Source organism: Pseudohongiella sp. SYSU M77423 (assembly GCF_029911965.1).
Classification (GTDB): Bacteria; Pseudomonadota; Gammaproteobacteria; order Pseudomonadales; family Pseudohongiellaceae; genus Pseudohongiella.
Genome location: NZ_JARYTH010000003.1, coordinates 68,334 through 84,639, shown reverse-complemented (window position 1 = coordinate 84,639; position 16,306 = coordinate 68,334). Strand labels below are relative to the sequence as shown.

General features: G+C 56.5%; 19 protein-coding genes. 1 reads left to right on the top strand and 18 read right to left on the bottom strand.

Going from position 1 to position 16,306, the window contains the following annotated elements:
* Nucleotides 1-22 precede the first annotated feature (22 nt).
* The 15 genes from QGM61_RS08080 to metE all read right to left on the bottom strand — a co-directional run bounded on the left by QGM61_RS08080 (nucleotide 23) and on the right by metE (nucleotide 12,982).
* A complete protein-coding gene (locus QGM61_RS08080) occupies nucleotides 23-322 on the bottom strand; it encodes a hypothetical protein (protein WP_237132279.1) in 300 nt (99 codons plus the stop codon).
* A gap of 1 nt (nucleotide 323) precedes the next feature.
* Nucleotides 324-1,079 carry an SDR family NAD(P)-dependent oxidoreductase gene (locus tag QGM61_RS08075; RefSeq protein ID WP_281132636.1) on the bottom strand — a complete coding sequence of 252 codons (756 nt, stop codon included), beginning with the start codon at nucleotides 1,077-1,079 and terminating at the stop codon, nucleotides 324-326.
* 42 nt (nucleotides 1,080-1,121) lie between these two features.
* Nucleotides 1,122-1,670 (bottom strand): GNAT family N-acetyltransferase, encoded by a 549-nt coding sequence (locus QGM61_RS08070; protein WP_281132635.1) that lies wholly within the window; start codon nucleotides 1,668-1,670, stop codon nucleotides 1,122-1,124.
* Nucleotides 1,663-2,667: a mechanosensitive ion channel domain-containing protein gene (locus QGM61_RS08065; protein ID WP_237132282.1), complete on the bottom strand. Its 1,005-nt coding sequence runs from the start codon at nucleotides 2,665-2,667 to the stop codon at nucleotides 1,663-1,665. Before QGM61_RS08065 ends, QGM61_RS08070 begins: the two co-directional genes overlap by 8 nt.
* Nucleotides 2,668-3,408, bottom strand: a complete 741-nt coding sequence (locus QGM61_RS08060; protein WP_237132283.1) for an aspartate/glutamate racemase family protein — start codon at nucleotides 3,406-3,408, stop codon at nucleotides 2,668-2,670.
* Nucleotides 3,405-4,430: an asparaginase gene (locus QGM61_RS08055; protein WP_281132634.1), complete on the bottom strand. Its 1,026-nt coding sequence runs from the start codon at nucleotides 4,428-4,430 to the stop codon at nucleotides 3,405-3,407. The genes QGM61_RS08060 and QGM61_RS08055 overlap by 4 nt, the downstream gene beginning before the upstream one ends.
* A complete protein-coding gene (locus QGM61_RS08050) occupies nucleotides 4,427-4,936 on the bottom strand; it encodes a DNA-deoxyinosine glycosylase (RefSeq protein ID WP_281132633.1) in 510 nt (169 codons plus the stop codon). The genes QGM61_RS08055 and QGM61_RS08050 overlap by 4 nt, the downstream gene beginning before the upstream one ends.
* A 39-nt stretch (nucleotides 4,937-4,975) precedes the next feature.
* On the bottom strand, nucleotides 4,976-5,551 hold the full coding sequence (locus QGM61_RS08045) for a YbhB/YbcL family Raf kinase inhibitor-like protein (protein ID WP_281132632.1): 576 nt from the start codon (nucleotides 5,549-5,551) through the stop codon (nucleotides 4,976-4,978).
* Nucleotides 5,552-5,598: 47 nt separating this feature from the next.
* Nucleotides 5,599-6,222 carry a hypothetical protein gene (locus tag QGM61_RS08040; RefSeq protein ID WP_237133391.1) on the bottom strand — a complete coding sequence of 208 codons (624 nt, stop codon included), beginning with the start codon at nucleotides 6,220-6,222 and terminating at the stop codon, nucleotides 5,599-5,601.
* Between the two features lie 48 nt (nucleotides 6,223-6,270).
* Nucleotides 6,271-7,113 (bottom strand): ABC-type transport auxiliary lipoprotein family protein, encoded by an 843-nt coding sequence (locus QGM61_RS08035; RefSeq protein ID WP_281132631.1) that lies wholly within the window; start codon nucleotides 7,111-7,113, stop codon nucleotides 6,271-6,273.
* Nucleotides 7,110-8,027: an MlaD family protein gene (locus QGM61_RS08030; RefSeq protein WP_281132630.1), complete on the bottom strand. Its 918-nt coding sequence runs from the start codon at nucleotides 8,025-8,027 to the stop codon at nucleotides 7,110-7,112. Before QGM61_RS08030 ends, QGM61_RS08035 begins: the two co-directional genes overlap by 4 nt.
* The gene (locus QGM61_RS08025) at nucleotides 8,027-8,794 is read right to left on the bottom strand and encodes an ABC transporter ATP-binding protein (RefSeq protein WP_281132629.1); all 768 of its coding nucleotides are present in this window, start codon (nucleotides 8,792-8,794) and stop codon (nucleotides 8,027-8,029) included. The genes QGM61_RS08030 and QGM61_RS08025 overlap by 1 nt, the downstream gene beginning before the upstream one ends.
* A 2-nt stretch (nucleotides 8,795-8,796) precedes the next feature.
* A complete protein-coding gene (locus QGM61_RS08020) occupies nucleotides 8,797-9,924 on the bottom strand; it encodes an MlaE family ABC transporter permease (RefSeq protein WP_281132628.1) in 1,128 nt (375 codons plus the stop codon).
* 29 nt (nucleotides 9,925-9,953) lie between these two features.
* Nucleotides 9,954-10,496 (bottom strand): pyridoxamine 5'-phosphate oxidase family protein, encoded by a 543-nt coding sequence (locus tag QGM61_RS08015; RefSeq protein WP_237132291.1) that lies wholly within the window; start codon nucleotides 10,494-10,496, stop codon nucleotides 9,954-9,956.
* 140 nt (nucleotides 10,497-10,636) lie between these two features.
* Nucleotides 10,637-12,982, bottom strand: a complete 2,346-nt coding sequence (gene metE, locus QGM61_RS08010; protein WP_281132627.1) for a 5-methyltetrahydropteroyltriglutamate--homocysteine S-methyltransferase — start codon at nucleotides 12,980-12,982, stop codon at nucleotides 10,637-10,639.
* Nucleotides 12,983-13,077: 95 nt separating this feature from the next.
* Here metE and QGM61_RS08005 point away from each other — a divergent pair, with 95 nt between their 5' ends.
* Nucleotides 13,078-13,992, top strand: coding sequence for a LysR family transcriptional regulator (locus QGM61_RS08005; RefSeq protein WP_281132819.1), 915 nt, complete (start codon nucleotides 13,078-13,080; stop codon nucleotides 13,990-13,992).
* Between the two features lie 12 nt (nucleotides 13,993-14,004).
* On the opposite strand, the gene QGM61_RS08000 is transcribed toward QGM61_RS08005, so the two are convergent.
* From QGM61_RS08000 to QGM61_RS07990, 3 genes are all read right to left on the bottom strand, one after another.
* Nucleotides 14,005-14,694, bottom strand: a complete 690-nt coding sequence (locus tag QGM61_RS08000; RefSeq protein WP_281132626.1) for a VIT family protein — start codon at nucleotides 14,692-14,694, stop codon at nucleotides 14,005-14,007.
* Nucleotides 14,695-14,823: 129 nt separating this feature from the next.
* The gene (locus tag QGM61_RS07995) at nucleotides 14,824-15,639 is read right to left on the bottom strand and encodes a RimK family alpha-L-glutamate ligase (RefSeq protein ID WP_281132625.1); all 816 of its coding nucleotides are present in this window, start codon (nucleotides 15,637-15,639) and stop codon (nucleotides 14,824-14,826) included.
* 33 nt (nucleotides 15,640-15,672) lie between these two features.
* Entirely contained in the window at nucleotides 15,673-16,293 is a 621-nt protein-coding gene (locus QGM61_RS07990) for a hypothetical protein (protein ID WP_281132624.1), read from the bottom strand.
* Nucleotides 16,294-16,306: the final 13 nt, after the last annotated feature.

The following is a 16,306-nucleotide window of genomic DNA, read 5'->3' as shown; positions in this document are numbered from 1 at the left end:
GGCAAAAAACAATTAATAAGGGTCAGGGCGCAGGTGGCCACAGTTTATATCTGTTGAGATACCACAGGGCCAGCGGCAGCTCAAGCAGGATGTAACAGCACAGCGCGAACCAGAACCAGTTGAACGACAGCCCCATCACCATGATTTCGACGTTGGTGTCCATGTACAGGGAGCCGGCAACGGTCATCGCCACCACAAAAGCAAACAGATCATTCACCGCCAGCTTCTGCAGGTTGTCACGGACGATAACGGGGAACAGCACCAGGTAGCACAGAAGCAGAATCACACCATTGATCACGATAATGGTCATGGCGGGAGACATGTCAGTTCCTCAGGTACGAAGCGCCATTGGCATCGATAATGGCGCCCGTGAGATATTCCGCATTGTCACTCGCCAGAAACGCTACCACACTGCCGATTTCGTCTGGCCGCCCAATACGCCCCAATGGCGACTGCGCGGCAACACCATCCCAGCCCTGTGCGCGGATTCGCGGGGAGGCGGCGGGTGTTTCTGTCCAGCCGGGTGCCACGGCGTATACACAGATACCTTTGGGTCCCAGAGCCTGCGCCAGGGACTGGGTGGCAGAATTCAATGCTGATTTGGCGGCGCCGTAGGCAGGTGCGGTCGGCTCACCACGGAAGGCGCCACGTGAGGTGATATTAATGATGCGGCCAGAACCGCGTTTAATCATGGACTGGGCAGCCAGGAAAGCCAGATTGACGGGGCCCATCAGGTTCAGCGCCATACTGTGCTGCCATGACTGCTGCCACTGTGAGAACATGTCACCGTCAATGGTCTGATTGGTGAACTGTCCTGCCGCATTCACCAGAACATCAATCCGCCCCAGCGATGACACAACCTCGTCCACCAGCCGACTGGCCTGCTCTGGCTCAGAGACATCCGCCTGAAACAGCTGATGTCCGGTACCGTCCAGCGTCGTCAGCATCTGCTCTGCTTCTTCGCGGCGACTGCGATAATTGGCGGCGATGATAAACCCGCGTGTCGCCAGCGCCTCTGCGCAGGCCTTGCCGATGCCGGTTGCTGCACCAGTCACCAGTGCCACTTTCTGTTCGTTCATATGCGTATCTCTTTGGTCGTGATTAGTCATGGCCCTGAACTGTCAGAACACTTTCTGCCAGTAGCCAACATCCAGCCAACGCCCTGCCTTGAAGCCAATCTCACGAAAACAGGCAATCTGCGTCATACCCATGGTCTCGTGCAATGCGACACTGGCGGCATTGGGCAGTGCAATCCCACCGACGGCGGCATGCACGCCAGCGGCCTGCAGTCGCTCAAACAAATGGGTATACAGCACCCTGCCCAGACCCTGGCCGTGCCAGTCACGATGCACATAAACCGTTATTTCTACCGAGTACCGATAGGCCACACGCTGCTTCCAGCGCGTTGCATAGGCATATCCCAGAATCATCCCGACTGACTGTTCGCTACCAGGCTCACCAGCAGACCGTGCAACCAGCCAGGGCAAACCCAGTGCGGCTACATCACTGATCCGACCCGCCATTTCGATTTCAGTGACCGGCTGTTCTTCAAAGGTGATCACTGTATTGGCGACATAGTAGTTATAAATCGCGGCAATCTGCTCCGCATCAACCACCTGGGCCGCTTCAACGAGAATCGGGCGCATCTGTTCTGGGGCGGATTCAGGCATCGGGATCAGCCTTCCCGGCTGGTTTTTTAGTGGTCTTTTTTGCTGGCTGCGAACGCGCCTGTCTGGTTGACGCCGCAGAGCGTCGCCGCTGTGATGTCTCTGAAACCTGACCGTCCTCGCCTTCCGCTGCAGCATCGTTTAAGGTCTGATCACCTCGACTGAAGTCTCGACTCAACAGCACGTCCGTCAATATCGACTGTTCCACAAAGCCGCGCTCGCCCGATTTCACCGGCACCCTGACAATCAGATGCACCTCTCCGGCGGTTGGTACCTGAATTGTTACGCGCGGATCAACGGACGGTACTTCCAGCCCCCGTCGGATGCTGATGCGGTTCATGTAGCGGCGTACCTCTTCGAGATAACTGCCACAATGCCGCTGTGCCGAGGCCAGAAATGCCTGCTGTGCCTCATACCATTCATCTTCGCGGCGAAAAGGCACGGTAAAGACATGAAAAACGTAATCATGCGTAAAGCTTTCATTGATCACCGGATCCGATACGAACATGGAATTCGGGATGACCACGGTGCGCCCGGTGCGCTGATGGGTATATTTGCCGGGCCCGACTTCCATGATGGTCGTCGCCAGCAGGTTCTGATCAATCACATCGCCACGGAAATCCTTGACCTGTATTCGGTCCCCGAGGTCGAATGAACTGGAAATGGTTTTCACCATTGAGCCAATCATACAAAGAATCAATTCTTTGGTAGCCACCACAAAGGCTACAGCAATCGCGACGATCGACAGCGCGAGTGTCCTAAGCTCCTCGCCCCAGATAATGATCAGGCCCAGCGTCAGCAGCAGCACCATTGCACTGCGGGTCTGCACCATCCAGCGGCGCCGCATCTCCGTCGATGACACATGTTTGACGATGTAGCGATTGACCAGCGCACGCAGTGCGATGACACCAACGATCAGTATCACCGAACTGGTGATCAGACTCAGCAGAGAGTGTGAGACTACAAAATTACTGACAGTGGATTGGATCTGCTCCCACATTTACTCGCCCACCCTGATGTTCTGTTTGCTGCTGAAAATGTTCAAGGCGTCAGGAACAATGGCAGCTTCTACAGCCATGCGCGCGTGAATGGCTGTGGTGTCATACAACGGCACATCAGTATGCTTCGGCTCAACCAGCAAGCCAATTTCCGTACAGCCAAGAATGACCGCCTGTGCACCCTCTTCAACCAGCTCGTCGATCACAGACAAATACACCTGGCGCGATTCGTTTTTGATCTGACCCAGGCACAGCTCCTGATAAATAATGTCATGTACTCGCTTGCAGCCCAGTTGGTTTGGGACAACAACTTCCAGACCGTGATCCTGCAGGCGGCCTTTGTAAAAATCCTGCTCCATGGTGAACTGCGTTCCAAGCAGGCCAACACGGCTGACGCCAGCAGTTTTGAGCTCCATGGCGGTGGCATCAGCAATGTGCAGCAGGGGCAATGACACGCGCGCCTGAATCTGCGGCGCCACTTTGTGCATGGTGTTGGTACAGATAAGTATGAAGTCAGCCCCCGCACGCTCAAGAGCCTCGGCAGCCTCTGACAGAATGACGGCAGTTTCGTCCCAGTTGCCAGCATGCTGCAGCGCTTCGATCTCTGCAAAATCAACACTGATCATGGCAATCCTGGCCGAGTGCAAACCACCAAGGTGCTGGCGAACACCCTCATTGAGGGCGCGATAGTAAGTCTGGGTCGATTCCCAGCTCATACCGCCCAATAATCCGATGGTCTTCATACCGTCATTTCCCCCGCCAGTGGATGTCGCGCATATCTGGCGATCTCTTCAGCATCATAACCGCAGGCAATCAGATAATACAGTTTGGTGACTGCCGCCTCAGTCGTCAAATCATGTCCGCAGATGGCACCTGCACTGGCCAGACCACTGCCAGCAGCGTAGCGAGTGAAATCCACCACACCATCCAGCGGCTGCGACACGACCAGCACAACAATACCGCTCGCTACAGCCTTGCGCACGGCGTCAAGGAATGCGGGATCACGCGATGGACCTGTACCTGCACCGTAGGCGGTAAGCACAATGGCCCGCAGGCCCGGCATGGACGCGACGGCAGAAAAAAGCTTGTCACTGATCCCCGGGAACAATTGCAGCACGGCGACGGCATCATTAGCAGGAACGTCGATGGCCTTATTGGTGGGCTGTTTGCCAATGACCTGCCGGCGTGCACCCGGGTAACGAATCTCGATACCAATCTGGCCAAGCGGCGGGAACCGTGGTGAATCGAAGGCATCGTAGGCCCTGGCGGAAACCTTGGTGACACGACAGCCACGCAAAATCCGTGGCCCGAATACAACACAGACCTGAGCCTGTTGAGCCGGCATGGTGCAGGCAACTTCGATTGCCGAGATCAGATTGCTGCGTGCATCACTGCGGGGAAAACCAAATGGTAGCTGGGCGCCAGTCACCACCACTGGCTTTCCCCAGCGGCGCACAAAAAAGCTTAACGCGGAACTTGTGTAGGCCAGCGTGTCGGTGCCGTGCAGCACAACAAAACCATCGTAGCTGTCGTAGCGCGACTCGATATCCGCAGCCAGCTTTATCCAGAGCGCCGGCGTCATGTCCGCGCTGTCGATCAGCGGATCGTATACAAGCACATCAAGTTCCGGCGCGTGGCGCTGGAAGGCCGGCCCGAGCTCGGCAAGCGCACGCATGTCTGTGGCCAGGTCGCCTGCCGGAGCCAGACCTGACGGTGTCTGTTTCATGCCGATGGTGCCACCGGTATAAATGATGAGTATCTTCATTGTTTTAACAGAGCCTGCTGCCATTGCTGGCATTTTTCCTCAAAGCGCATGGCAGCATGCGCCGGGCTGGTTGACGGCAATACCTGCCATTCGATTTCCCGTGCCTGCGGCAGTTCCTGCAGTACATGGCGACGATACAATCTGGCGGCCGCCTGACCGTTCAGACACACCCTGTGAATTTGCGGGCACGATACAAACAGCGAACCAAAGTCGTTCACCTCGACGGTATCACTGACGATGTCGCTGTCCAGGCTGGTTGTTCTGACACATCGATGCACCACATCCCACAGTGCCACCTTGTGCTGGAGTAGCGAATCCACCCGCCGCTCATAAGGCTGATTGGCGTCAAAGCCGAACACCTGGGCCATGATTGGCCAGAAAGCGTTGCGCGGGTGCGCGTAGTACTCGCTTGCGCCCAGTGACGCCCGCCCCGGCATGCTGCCAAGCACCAGGATGGTGGCCTGATCAGTAAAACGGGGCGGAAAACCAATCAGCTTTTCAGTCACTGCGGCGCCAGGTGATACATTTGAACCTGCTGCTCTCGCTTACTGCGGACGGTTGAAACGCCCGATGTACACTGATTTGCCAAGAACGTGCCCCTCCATCGCCGCCATCACGCGATCACGCATTTCCAGCGGGTCGTCGCTGTACTCCAGATCCAGTGTGGTATCCAGCGCAAATACTTCGAACATATAGTGATGCCTGGGGCGCGTCGCCGGCGCACCTGGTCCCCGGTAAACGCGACCGGTTGCACTGACCTGATAGGCACCGTTGGGCAACTGCATCCCTTCAGGCTGATCTTCTGCAAGCCCTGTTGCATCACCTGGAACGTTCCAGACAACCCAGTGGGCCTGATTGCGGGCACCCTGGTTTGGTGCGAAGTCGAGGTCTTCCATATTAACCACAAAACTCTGGGTTCCGGCCGGCGCATTGACCCAGCTCAGTTGCGGTGAGGTACCACCGCCGGGAGCGGCATCCGGTGCAGCCTGGGAGAATCTCACCGGAATGTCACCACCATCATCAAAACCATGGACGGTCAGTACAAAGTTCTGGGCATTGGCAAAAGCGCTGACACCCAGCCACATCACGGTTGTCAAAACTATCTTACTCATTTTCTTCATAACAACTCTCCTTGCTCATTATTATTGGATCAATGTCTGTTATGGCATTAAGTCTTACTCTCACTTGCATCCGGGGTTTCCCAGTCACAACGCACCTTTTGCAGTTCATTGCGCCAGGCATCCGCGTCTCCATAATCGAAAAATCGCTGCTCGCGATCATGGACGCCACGAGCGCGCTGGGCGTGCTTTATCGGACACCAGTACTGCTCCGTTCGAGCAATAATCTCGCGGGCGTAGGCGATCATGCCGTTGCCATACTCACAGTACAGGCAGTTGATCTTCTGTATGGTATTCAGATAAGGCAGGCGGTGTCTGTCAATGACAATATATTCACTGCGCACAACCCGTGGGATCTTGTAGATTCGAAAGCAGATGTGCTGGTAAAGCGTGATTGTAATATCCAGAAGCACCAACGGAATGATCATGCCATAGATGACGGGAGAAGACAGGATCTTGCCAATCGGGGCGCGCGCTATAAACCGCAGACTTCCGAGTCGTTCCTGTTGGTGAAGCTTGCGTATGTTGCGATCGAAAACAACCCGTCCACGCTTGAGTGTGTAGTTGAATTGTTCCCGTTTACCCTCAAGCAGGCGATCAATCTCGGCTTCCACCTCATCGCGTGTCTGCCTGAGTTGTCGCAACAAGTCGTCAAGTTTATCCTGTGCAGCCATAACACTCACTCGCAGTCCTGCGTTGTTGTTACAGGGTCTTTACTTCAATCAGGCAGCGCGACACTGGATCGGTGCCCGACGACCAATCTCGAGCCTTAGCTCGTCACCCTGGCCACGCACCGCAGTCGGACCATTGGTGTAATGAAAACCAGACGCAGTGCGCTGCTGTTGTAGTTCATGCGTCTCGCCTTGCCTGACCAGCACGGCAACACCCTGCAATGCAAAGAAGCGAACTTCTATCTCTTCACCGTTTTCACAGGAAAATGACACCCGGCGCTGTGCGGTCGGCTCCCCTGTTGCACCCGGCTGCGACTGCAGGACTACCCAGTCAATCAGATCACGTGCCAGTCTGTCAGCAGCTGCACCCAGCGCGCGTGTCGACTCTGCCGGCTCAATTGTGTTCAACGGCTCACGTTCTTCGAAGCGGCGGCTGGCAATGATTCGTCGATCGGACGTGCTGATCAACAAGGCATCATATTGAATCAGGGCCTGCGGGCTGGCACCGTCTTCGATCTGAAACGCGCGCAGCATGCCGCCCAGCTCCAGGCGCGACTGCAGTCCTTCGCTGGCAGCACTGAGACCAGCCACGCGGCCGTCACGCCAGAAAGCATCCAGCACCCAGTCTCGCCACAGCAGTGGCACGGGCGCTGTCCAGCGCGCCTGTGGCAAGGCCTGGATCTGACCATTCGACAGTGCCACCAGCATACGGCTACCACTCAGCGCCTCACTGGTCACCGGGCGATCAATGCGCAGACTGTCGACGCCGTCACCACCGGTTGCCGTTCGCACTGTGCTGGCCGGGAGTTCATAGAGATCAATTGGTTCGCGTTCGGGCAACACATTACAGGCCCCCAGGAACATTATAAGTGCTAGGGTAAAAATGTTTCTCATGGCTGGTATTCCCGGATATTGTCACCACCCAGCACAAAATTGGCGGGGTCATCAGAGATGCGGCGGGTGATGGCATCAACATTGTTCAGAATGCTGCGCAGTTCGCGCATGGCAGGTCCCAGCTCCGCAAAACTTTGGGCACCGGCGCGCAGCGCAGGTTCACTTTCCTGCAGCATTTGATTCAGTTGCTCGCTTGTCATTCTAAGTTCGGCGATCGCATCACTGGCGCTACCCAGCATGGGCTCCTCGTAACGATCCAGAGTGGCATCGACACGCTGCATCAACTCATTCATTGCGCGGGCACCATCCGCCAGATCGCTTATACCCGAGCGCACATTATCCTGCTGATCCGCCAGCGCGCCCGTAACAGCCTCCACATTGTCGAGCACACTCGATATGCGTTGCGCATTTTCTTCTGAGAGCAGGCTGTTGGCGCGCTCCAGCAATGTCGACATATCCAGCAACAGTTGCTCACTGGTCAAGCGTAATTGCGCAAGCGAGGAAGCCGTCGCTTCGATGACGGGCATGTCGCCATTGTCGGCGGTCAGTCGCGGGCTTTCCGGCAGCCCCTGACTCAGTTCAATGGAAGACGCACCGGTCACATTCAGCAGTGTCTGCCTGGCTTCTGTGTCCACTTTGATGGGCGTGTCGGCTTCAACCCAGATACGGGCGCGAACAATGCGTGGGTCTACTGGGTCAAGATCCAGCCGCTCGACAGCGCCGACACGGATGCCGCTGTACTGCACCGGGCTGCCGACCGACAGTCCGGATACGGGCTCGCGAAACAGTACCTGATAGTAGTCTATTTCCCGGTCGGCGCCGGCACCGGTTATCCACAATGCAAAGCCCAGCAAGGCAGCACCTGCACCCAGGGTGAACAGGCCAACCAGAATATAGTGTGCCCGCGTTTCCATCAGTTCCCTCGCTCGTTGGCAGCAACGGCGGCTGCCGCTGCACGGCCTCTCGGCCCATGAAAATATTCCTGAATCCAGGCGTCATCCACAGCCGCAACCACATCCAGTGTATCGTTAACCAGGACTCGTTTTTGCGACAGGACAGCCACCCGGTCACAGGCAGTGTACAACGTATCCAGATCGTGTGTAATGAGGAAGACAGTCAGGTCAAACGCGTCCCGGACGGTAACCAGCAATCGGTCGAAGGCAGCAGCACCGATTGGGTCAAGACCGGCAGTGGGTTCATCCAGAAACAGAATGTCCGGATCCAGCGCCAGCGCGCGGGCCAGCGCCGCTCGTTTGACCATGCCACCGGAAAGATCTGAGGGCAGCAATTGCGCGGCATGTTCGGGCAAGCCGGCCAGCGCAATCTTGACCCGGGCAATGTCATTGGCATCTGCTCGCGACAAACCGATGGTTTCTATCAATGGCAGCGCGACGTTTTCTTCAACAGTCAGCGACGAGTACAGGGCACCGCGCTGAAACAGCACACCGATGCGGGGCTCCATATCGGCTGATTTTCCAATCAGGGACACCGTACCCGCATTAGGTTGATGCAGACCTGCAATCGACCTCAGCAACACTGACTTGCCGGCACCAGAACCACCAACGACTCCCAGGATTTCGCCGCGCCGCACGTCAAGATCCAGATTCTGGTGCACAACATGGGTGCCAAACCGGTTCTCCAGCCCGCACACTGTGATCACTGAGGTTTCAGACGAACTCATCTTTACCATCCCATCTGCATAAAGAACAGGGCGGCAACCGCATCCAGCAGGATCACCACAAATATGGACTGCACAACAGCGGAGGTGGTGTGCTCCCCAACTGACTGCGCGCTGCCTGCAACCTTCATTCCTTCCAGACATCCAATCAGGGCTATCAGCATGGCAAATACCGGCGCCTTGCTGATACCCAGCAGCATATGACGAATCGGTATATCCTGCACAATCGTCAGATACTGCGCGAGAGAAATATCCAGTGAAGCGGCGGCGACCACAGCCCCGCCCGCCATACCGGCCATGATCGACAGAAAGGTCAGCAGAGGCAGGACAATGACCAGTGCCAGGACCCGCGGCAGCACCAGTAGTTCAATCGGGCTGAGGTCCTGAACGCGCAGCGCATCCAGCTCTTCGTTTATTTTCATGGAGCCGATCTGTGCTGCAAATGCGCTGGCTGTGCGACCCGCCAGCAGAATTGCGGCCAGCAGCACACCCAGTTCCCGCATGAAGGCGTAGGCAACCAGATCCACTGTATAAATGGTGGCGCCAAAATCGGCCAGAACAGTGGCGCCCAGAAACGCAACAACAGCGCCGACCAGAAAATTGAGCAGCATGCCAATGGGCACCGCATTCAGGCCGGCATGATGCATCTGCGCGGTCAGCGCCGTCCAGCGCCAGCGCCAGGGGCGCGGGATCAATGAGGCAAGGGTTACCAGCGTAACGCCAAGAAAGTCCAAAAACTGTAATACCTGACGCCACCCACGCATTGTCCAAGCGCCCAGATCGGCCAGCGAGTCGGTAAGCCGCCAGCGCTGCGGAGGTGGGCTGGCTTTCTGCGACGCAACGGCCTGCGCGACAGCCTGGAGCAGGGCCTGACGTTCTGGCGAAAGCCCGTTGGCAGACTGGGTCAGTTTTGCAAGCGTCTCGGCACCAAACAGATTCAGCAATATGGTGGCGCCCGAGGTATCCATGGCCGAGACCTCATTGGCATCCAACTGCAGACTGGTGTCGTTTGCTGGATCGACATCCGGCATCTGAACACGCCTCAGCCGTGAGTAATTCGCCAGCGTCCAGTCGCCGCGCAATATCACGCGTGGCGACTCGCCACGATCCAGCGTCAGCAGTTCATCGGTCACTGTAGGCCTACCAGGCGACGTCGCATGAATCAGTCCAGAATCCCGGTTTCGTAACCATCCAGACTGGCCGTATTCTTCTCCTGCCAGTACTGCTCAATGGCGGGCCGACCGCGATTGTCAGCCCATTTTGTCAAAGTGGGGCGCTCGCCGGTCATTTCGTAGAAGGGAACCGCGTAGCCGCAGGATGTCAGCACCAGATCCAGCTCAACCTCAAATATCTGACGGGCACCGGTAAACTCGGGGAACAGCGCCAGATGCTCGCCCCATTGCGCATCACGCGAGTGAATCACGCTTGCCTGCCCGTAAAGACGCAGTATCAAAGGTTGCCGATCGAAGGAGCAGAACATCAGCGTCATGCGCGGATTCTGCAATATGTGCGCGGCGGTTTCGTTACCGCTGCCGGTTAAATTAAGCCAGGCAACCCGCTTGGGCCCCAGCACTCGAAAACTGTCCATGCCTTTAGGCGATACGTTTACGCGACCCTCTGGGCCCGCAGTGCCAACAAAAAAGAGATGCTGACGCTGGATAAATTCAATATGCGTTTCAGTCAACGCGGGAAACTGCTCGGCCATGGGCTTCTCCTTTGACTGCCTGGGCTGCCTGCCTGGGCAAACTACTGGCACCATCTGCAGGGGCTGGCTGCGATAGACCGGCCATCAAGGCAGATAGCCGGTGCTCAGCATACTACAGTCTCGGGTAGTCAAACAGGTGCTCAGCCCGCGGCAAGCCCCATTTCTCGACGCAGCTGGGTGGCGGCAGCAACCATCTGCTGCAGCGCCGCCTCTGTCTCTGGCCAGCCGCGGGTTTTCAGGCCGCAGTCGGGGTTGACCCAAAGATGCTGGATCGGCAACTTGCGCGCCATACGTCTCAACATGGCCTTGATCGCGTCCACTTCCGGAACGTTCGGCGAATGTATGTCATAAACCCCAGGCCCAATCTGCGCCGGGTAGTCAAAGTCTTCGAAGGCCTGAATCAGGTCGCCGTTGGAGCGCGCGGTTTCAATCGTGATGACGTCAGCGTCCAGTGCCGCGATTGCCGGCATGATGTCATTAAATTCCGAGTAGCACATGTGCGTATGAATCTGCGTCGTATCGCTCACGCCTGCAGCACTGAGACGGAATGCATTAACGGCCCATTCGAGGTAGTGAGCGTGCGCCTGTCGACGCAGTGGCAAACCCTCACGCAAAGCCGGCTCATCAATCTGTATCACGTTGATGCCAGCCGCCTCCAGATCACGCACTTCCTCTCTCAGTGCCAGCGCAATCTGCAACGCGGTTTTTTCGCGTGGCTGATCATCGCGGACAAATGCCCATTGCAGCATGGTAACGGGCCCGGTCAGCATGCCTTTGACCGGCTTTTTGCTAAGCGACTGCGCATAGCGCGCCCATTTGACTGTCATGGGGGCAGGTCGCTGAACGTCACCAAAAATGATCGGCGGCTTGACGCATCGCGAGCCATAACTCTGAACCCAGCCGTTGCGAGTTGAAGCGTAGCCATCGAGCTGCTCGCCAAAATACTCGACCATGTCATTGCGTTCTGCCTCCCCATGCACCAGCACATCGAGTCCCAGGACTTCCTGGCGCTGGATGGCATCGGCGATGTGATCCTGCATGTGTTGCTCATATGCCTCAACGCCTAGTTCACCCTGTTTGAACTGCCTGCGTGCTTTGCGTATTTCCTGCGTCTGCGGAAATGAACCGATGGTTGTCGTTGGCAGCGGCGGCAGCGACAGATGCGCCTGCTGTTTCCGAATTCTGTCGGCAAAGGGACTATGCCGCTGAAAATCTGTTGCATTGATGTCCCTCACAGCCTGTTGAACTGACGGCCGATGTATCAGTGAGGACTGGCGCCGTGCCAGCACACTGTCTCGGCTTTCCTGCAGCCATTGTCTGGCCCTGCCTGAATCGGGCGCCGTCAAAAGACTGGATATGAAAGTCAGCTCATCTAGTTTTTGCCGGGCAAACGCAAGCCAGCCCAACAGATCACGGTCCAGCGCAGTTTCTTCGCGAAGGTCGACCGGACAATGCAGCAGAGAACACGACGGCGCCAGCCACAACCTTGCTCCCAACCTGTCGTAAGCACGTCGCAGCAGATCACGGGATTTCTCCAGATCGTTGCGCCATATATTGCGACCATCCACGATACCCACCGACAACACCTGATGCACTGGCAGATTATCCAGCACCGTGATGAGCTGTTGCGGGGCACGGACCACATCAATATGCAGCCCGGCGACCGGCAAATTCACTGCCGTATTGAGATTCTCGTCCAGCGCACCGAAGTAAGTACTCAGTAACAATTTCGCCGGGACTGTGCGCAAGGCGTGGTATGTCTGCTCAAATGCCTTGTGCCATACACCGGGCAGATCCAGCGTCAGAATGGGCTCATCAATCTGCACCCAGTCCGCCCCGGCATCCACCAGGGCCTGCAGCAGTTGCTTGTAAACCGGCAACAAATCAGACAGCAGGCTCAGCTTATCGAATCCGGATTGCTGCGACTTGCCAATCCAAAGATAGGTCAGCGGACCAATGATGACCGGCTTGGCTGTATAACCGGCGGCCACGGCTTCCCGGGTCTCATCAATGATTTGTGTCCAGCTCAGGGCGAATGTCTGGCCAGACGCCAGCTCCGGCACCAGATAGTGATAGTTGGTGTCGAACCATTTGGTCATCTCGGCAGCAACCGCCGGCTCGCCGCTCGGTGCACGGCCTCGGGCAACCCTGAACAGCGTGTCCAGATCAATATCGTCGCCATCGTCTGAGCGCTGGCTGCGATGCCTCGTTGGCAGGTGGCCCAGCGTGGCGGACATGGTCAATACCTGGTCGTACCAGGCAAAATCACCGGTGGTCACCATATTCAGGCCAGCTTCCTGCTGCGCCTGCCAGTTCTGCTGTCGGATCTGGCGGCCAGTCGCTAACAGTTCCTGCTGGCTGCTGTCGCCACGCCAATAGGCCTCAAGCGCGGTCTTTAATTCCCGATGTGCGCCGATGCGAGGATATCCAAGCGTGTGGCGTACAATCTGTGACGGCTCTGATGGCCGCGTGTCTGTGAAATGCATAACAATCCCCTGTAAAGTCAGGGGCGCTATTGTGCCGATGCCAATAAATTGAATAAACTTCATATTTCTCAGAAACAATATGAATTTTATTCATGATAGTAGATATCAGACACCTTAAAACCATGCAGGCACTGCGCGACACGGGTCGCCTGACCGATGCGGCCGAACGTCTGTGTGTGACGCAATCGGCCCTCTCACATCAAATCAAGGAGCTGGAAAGCCGACTCGGCTGCGAGCTGTTCCTGCGAAAGACCCGGCCACTGCAATTAACTGGTCCGGGACGCCGATTACTGGCACTGGCAGAACAGGTTCTGCCGCTGATTACCGGCGCCGAACATGATATCCAGCGCATGGTGCACGGTGACGCGGGCCGACTGTACATGGCCATCGAATGTCACAGCTGTTTCAACTGGCTGATGCCCACCATCGAAGCCTATCGCAGCAACTGGCCGGCTGTGGACCTGGATTTCTCAAGTGGTTTCATGTTCGACCCATTGCCAGCCTTACACAGCGGGGAGCTCGATCTGGTCATCACATCTGATCCGCGCGACTACAAATCACTGGCTTACCTGCCACTGTTTCAGTACGAAATGCAGATCGCAGTGGCTCCTGATCATGCGCTTGCCGGTCAGGCTTTTGTATCACCCGGCGACCTGGCACAGGAGACCATCATTACCTACCCGGTGGAGCGTCAGCGATTAGACGTGTTTAATGCCTTTCTGAATCCAGCCGGCGTGGAACCTGCAGCGGTGCGCACCACAGAATTGACCGTCATGATGATTCAGCAGGTTGCGAATCACCGGGGAGTATGTGCCCTGCCTAATTGGGTCCTGGATGAGTATGTACGACAAGGTCTGGTCGTGGCTTTACCAGCCACGAAAGCAGGTCATTGGTTAACGCTGTATGCCGCCGTTCGCGCGGAGCAGGAGAACACTGCCTATCTGCAGAGTTTTGTGCAGAGCGCCCGGTCGCACTGTCTGGAAACACTGCGTGGAGTTCGCAATGGCTGAACCTGAATTCGATTAGATGACCACATCAAACAGCGCACCAATCCCATAGGTTACCAGCATCGCGGCAGCACCCCAGAATACAACACGCAACACCGGCTTTAATGGCGCGGCACCGCCCAGATGGGCTGCCAGATAACCAAGCAAAGCCAGCGACATCAGTGCCGAAAGGCTGACGGCCAGGGTAAGTGCTGTCAGCGGCAGCATGACTGCCACCAGTAACGGTAACGCAGCTCCTGCCGAAAATGTCAGCGCAGAAGTCAAAGCCGCCTGGAAAGGACGGGCATTCACCGCTTCCGTAATACCGAGCTCATCCCTTGCATGCGCAGCCAGAGCGTCACGTGACATTAATTGTCGGGCAACTTCCCGGGCCAGTGCCGGTTCCAGACCTCTAGCCTGATAGATCCCTGCCAGCTCAGCCTGTTCCTGCTCTGGCTCTGCGGCCAGCTCCTTTCGCTCCTGAGCCAGGTCAGCCTTTTCAATGTCAGCCTGCGAGCTGACTGAAACATACTCGCCAGCAGCCATCGACATGGCACCCGCTACCAGGCCAGCCAGCCCCGCGATCAGAATACCTCTGGCGTCTGCGCCAGCGGCGGCAACACCCACAATCAGACTGGCAGTGGAGACGATACCATCGTTAGCACCTAGAACCGCCGCTCGCAGCCAGCCGCTGCGATTGATTCTGTGTTTTTCAGGATAGGTCATTGGCTCAGACCAAGGTCAATACATCCGGAAGTCAACACTTCGACCGATGCGCTACAGTGCTTTTAAATCCTGCTCAGTTTCGATGGTCATAACAGTGTCCTCATTGAGGCTGTTATACCCCGGTGGATATCAAACCGCAATCGGCCAGACTGGTTGCGGGCCTTCCGGGTCGCTGTCGTCAGGCTGGGCGTTAGTTTGCAGGTAGTCCAGGATGGCTGCTTTCAACGCCTGACCACCTTCGAGGCCCTGGTTGCCAAACAGGCGATTGAACTCCAGAACGTAAGGATGATCACCTACCAGCGCTATATCGAAACCGGCGTGGTTAACGCCCAGCTGCCGCGCCAGCCTTAACGCCAGATCAGTCGCTGCCGCCGGCACCGGGCTGTGGTCTATGCGGCCACCCTGCGCCACATTATTGTAGAACCCTCGATCCGACTGTGTACGCCAGTATGCAGTAATGACCTTGTCACCCACAATTACGACACGAACATCACGGTCTATGGGCAGATACTCCTGCACATAAAGTACCGATGTTTTTTCGCAGTACTGTTGCCAGTCCTGACGGCTGCTGATCAGCCAGACACCTTCGCCCATGCTGGCCTTGGGCAGCTTGGCAACAAACGGCAGTGGCATAAGATCCCAGAGCCGCTCGCGCGCTTCGGCACAGTTATTTTCTATGATCGTCCATGGCGTGTGCGCCGGCGCAACCAGCTCAAACGCCCGCGTCATCTTAACCTTGTCGTGACCAATACGATAACTGGCCTCGCTGGGAAATACCCGGCAATTCAGGCCATAAACCAAAGCGTTAAGTTGCCAGTATTCGGGATACAACACCCAGTCAGCGTGGCTCAGCAGTTCCTTGTGCTGAAAAATATCCTGGGATTTAAGAACGGTTGTATTGGGAAAGCCGAGAGTTCGAAAGACGTCGAATGACACCAGGTTCATGTTTGCGCGCACGCACAGGGAAAAGTGCGCATTCTATTGGGATTTTTGAATCTGGCAAGTAGTTTTGTGTGTGAGTGAGCTGGTCAGTGAGGAAAGCAGAATCAGAGTGTAGGCCGTCACCTCAGTAAGTTCTTCACAAAACGCTGGGTGTTCGACGCCCTGATAGCCTTCAAAGAAGGCCGCCAGATACAGAAGCAGTCCGGCTGCGACCAGCATCATACCCGCCGGCGTAACCGCGAACTGCAGGGCCTCTTTAAGGTAATGCCTGAAATCAACATAGAGCGCATAGGCGAGTAATGCGCAGAAAGCCACTGCCAGCAGGATATTGCGGCCAGTGCCCGAGGTGAGTGTGATAACAGCTGGCGGCAGGTCGAAATCTTCAACATCGAGCTCGCGCACAATAAAGCTGTAACATAACAGCGCGCATGACAGCATCAGTAGCGTGTTGTATCGACCGTTGCGCGATAGCGTGACGATAAAGGCAATACAGGCTGCCGAAAGTAAGATCACCTGAGTCGTCTCAAGCAGACCGTATTCGGCATAGATCCGGGTTTGCCCATTGCTCAGGGCTAGAAGAGCCCAGGCAGCGTAAGCTGCCCAGGCAATCGCAAAGGCGCTATAAAGAGTCAGTAGTGGCCCAGCTGGCTTCGCCATCCGTCTCCCTGTG

What these genes read in the sequence shown, in the direction of transcription:
- QGM61_RS08080 (WP_237132279.1), bottom strand. Translation starts at nt 322, where the DNA reads ATGTCTCCCGCCATGACCATTATCGTGATCAATGGTGTGATTCTGCTT.
- QGM61_RS08075 (WP_281132636.1), bottom strand. Translation starts at nt 1,079, where the DNA reads ATGAACGAACAGAAAGTGGCACTGGTGACTGGTGCAGCAACCGGCATC.
- QGM61_RS08070 (WP_281132635.1), bottom strand. Translation starts at nt 1,670, where the DNA reads ATGCCTGAATCCGCCCCAGAACAGATGCGCCCGATTCTCGTTGAAGCG.
- QGM61_RS08065 (WP_237132282.1), bottom strand. Translation starts at nt 2,667, where the DNA reads ATGTGGGAGCAGATCCAATCCACTGTCAGTAATTTTGTAGTCTCACAC.
- QGM61_RS08060 (WP_237132283.1), bottom strand. Translation starts at nt 3,408, where the DNA reads ATGAAGACCATCGGATTATTGGGCGGTATGAGCTGGGAATCGACCCAG.
- QGM61_RS08055 (WP_281132634.1), bottom strand. Translation starts at nt 4,430, where the DNA reads ATGAAGATACTCATCATTTATACCGGTGGCACCATCGGCATGAAACAG.
- QGM61_RS08045 (WP_281132632.1), bottom strand. Translation starts at nt 5,551, where the DNA reads ATGAAGAAAATGAGTAAGATAGTTTTGACAACCGTGATGTGGCTGGGT.
- QGM61_RS08040 (WP_237133391.1), bottom strand. Translation starts at nt 6,222, where the DNA reads ATGGCTGCACAGGATAAACTTGACGACTTGTTGCGACAACTCAGGCAG.
- QGM61_RS08035 (WP_281132631.1), bottom strand. Translation starts at nt 7,113, where the DNA reads ATGAGAAACATTTTTACCCTAGCACTTATAATGTTCCTGGGGGCCTGT.
- QGM61_RS08030 (WP_281132630.1), bottom strand. Translation starts at nt 8,027, where the DNA reads ATGGAAACGCGGGCACACTATATTCTGGTTGGCCTGTTCACCCTGGGT.
- QGM61_RS08025 (WP_281132629.1), bottom strand. Translation starts at nt 8,794, where the DNA reads ATGAGTTCGTCTGAAACCTCAGTGATCACAGTGTGCGGGCTGGAGAAC.
- QGM61_RS08015 (WP_237132291.1), bottom strand. Translation starts at nt 10,496, where the DNA reads ATGGCCGAGCAGTTTCCCGCGTTGACTGAAACGCATATTGAATTTATC.
- metE (WP_281132627.1), bottom strand. Translation starts at nt 12,982, where the DNA reads ATGCATTTCACAGACACGCGGCCATCAGAGCCGTCACAGATTGTACGC.
- QGM61_RS08000 (WP_281132626.1), bottom strand. Translation starts at nt 14,694, where the DNA reads ATGACCTATCCTGAAAAACACAGAATCAATCGCAGCGGCTGGCTGCGA.
- QGM61_RS07995 (WP_281132625.1), bottom strand. Translation starts at nt 15,639, where the DNA reads ATGAACCTGGTGTCATTCGACGTCTTTCGAACTCTCGGCTTTCCCAAT.
- QGM61_RS07990 (WP_281132624.1), bottom strand. Translation starts at nt 16,293, where the DNA reads ATGGCGAAGCCAGCTGGGCCACTACTGACTCTTTATAGCGCCTTTGCG.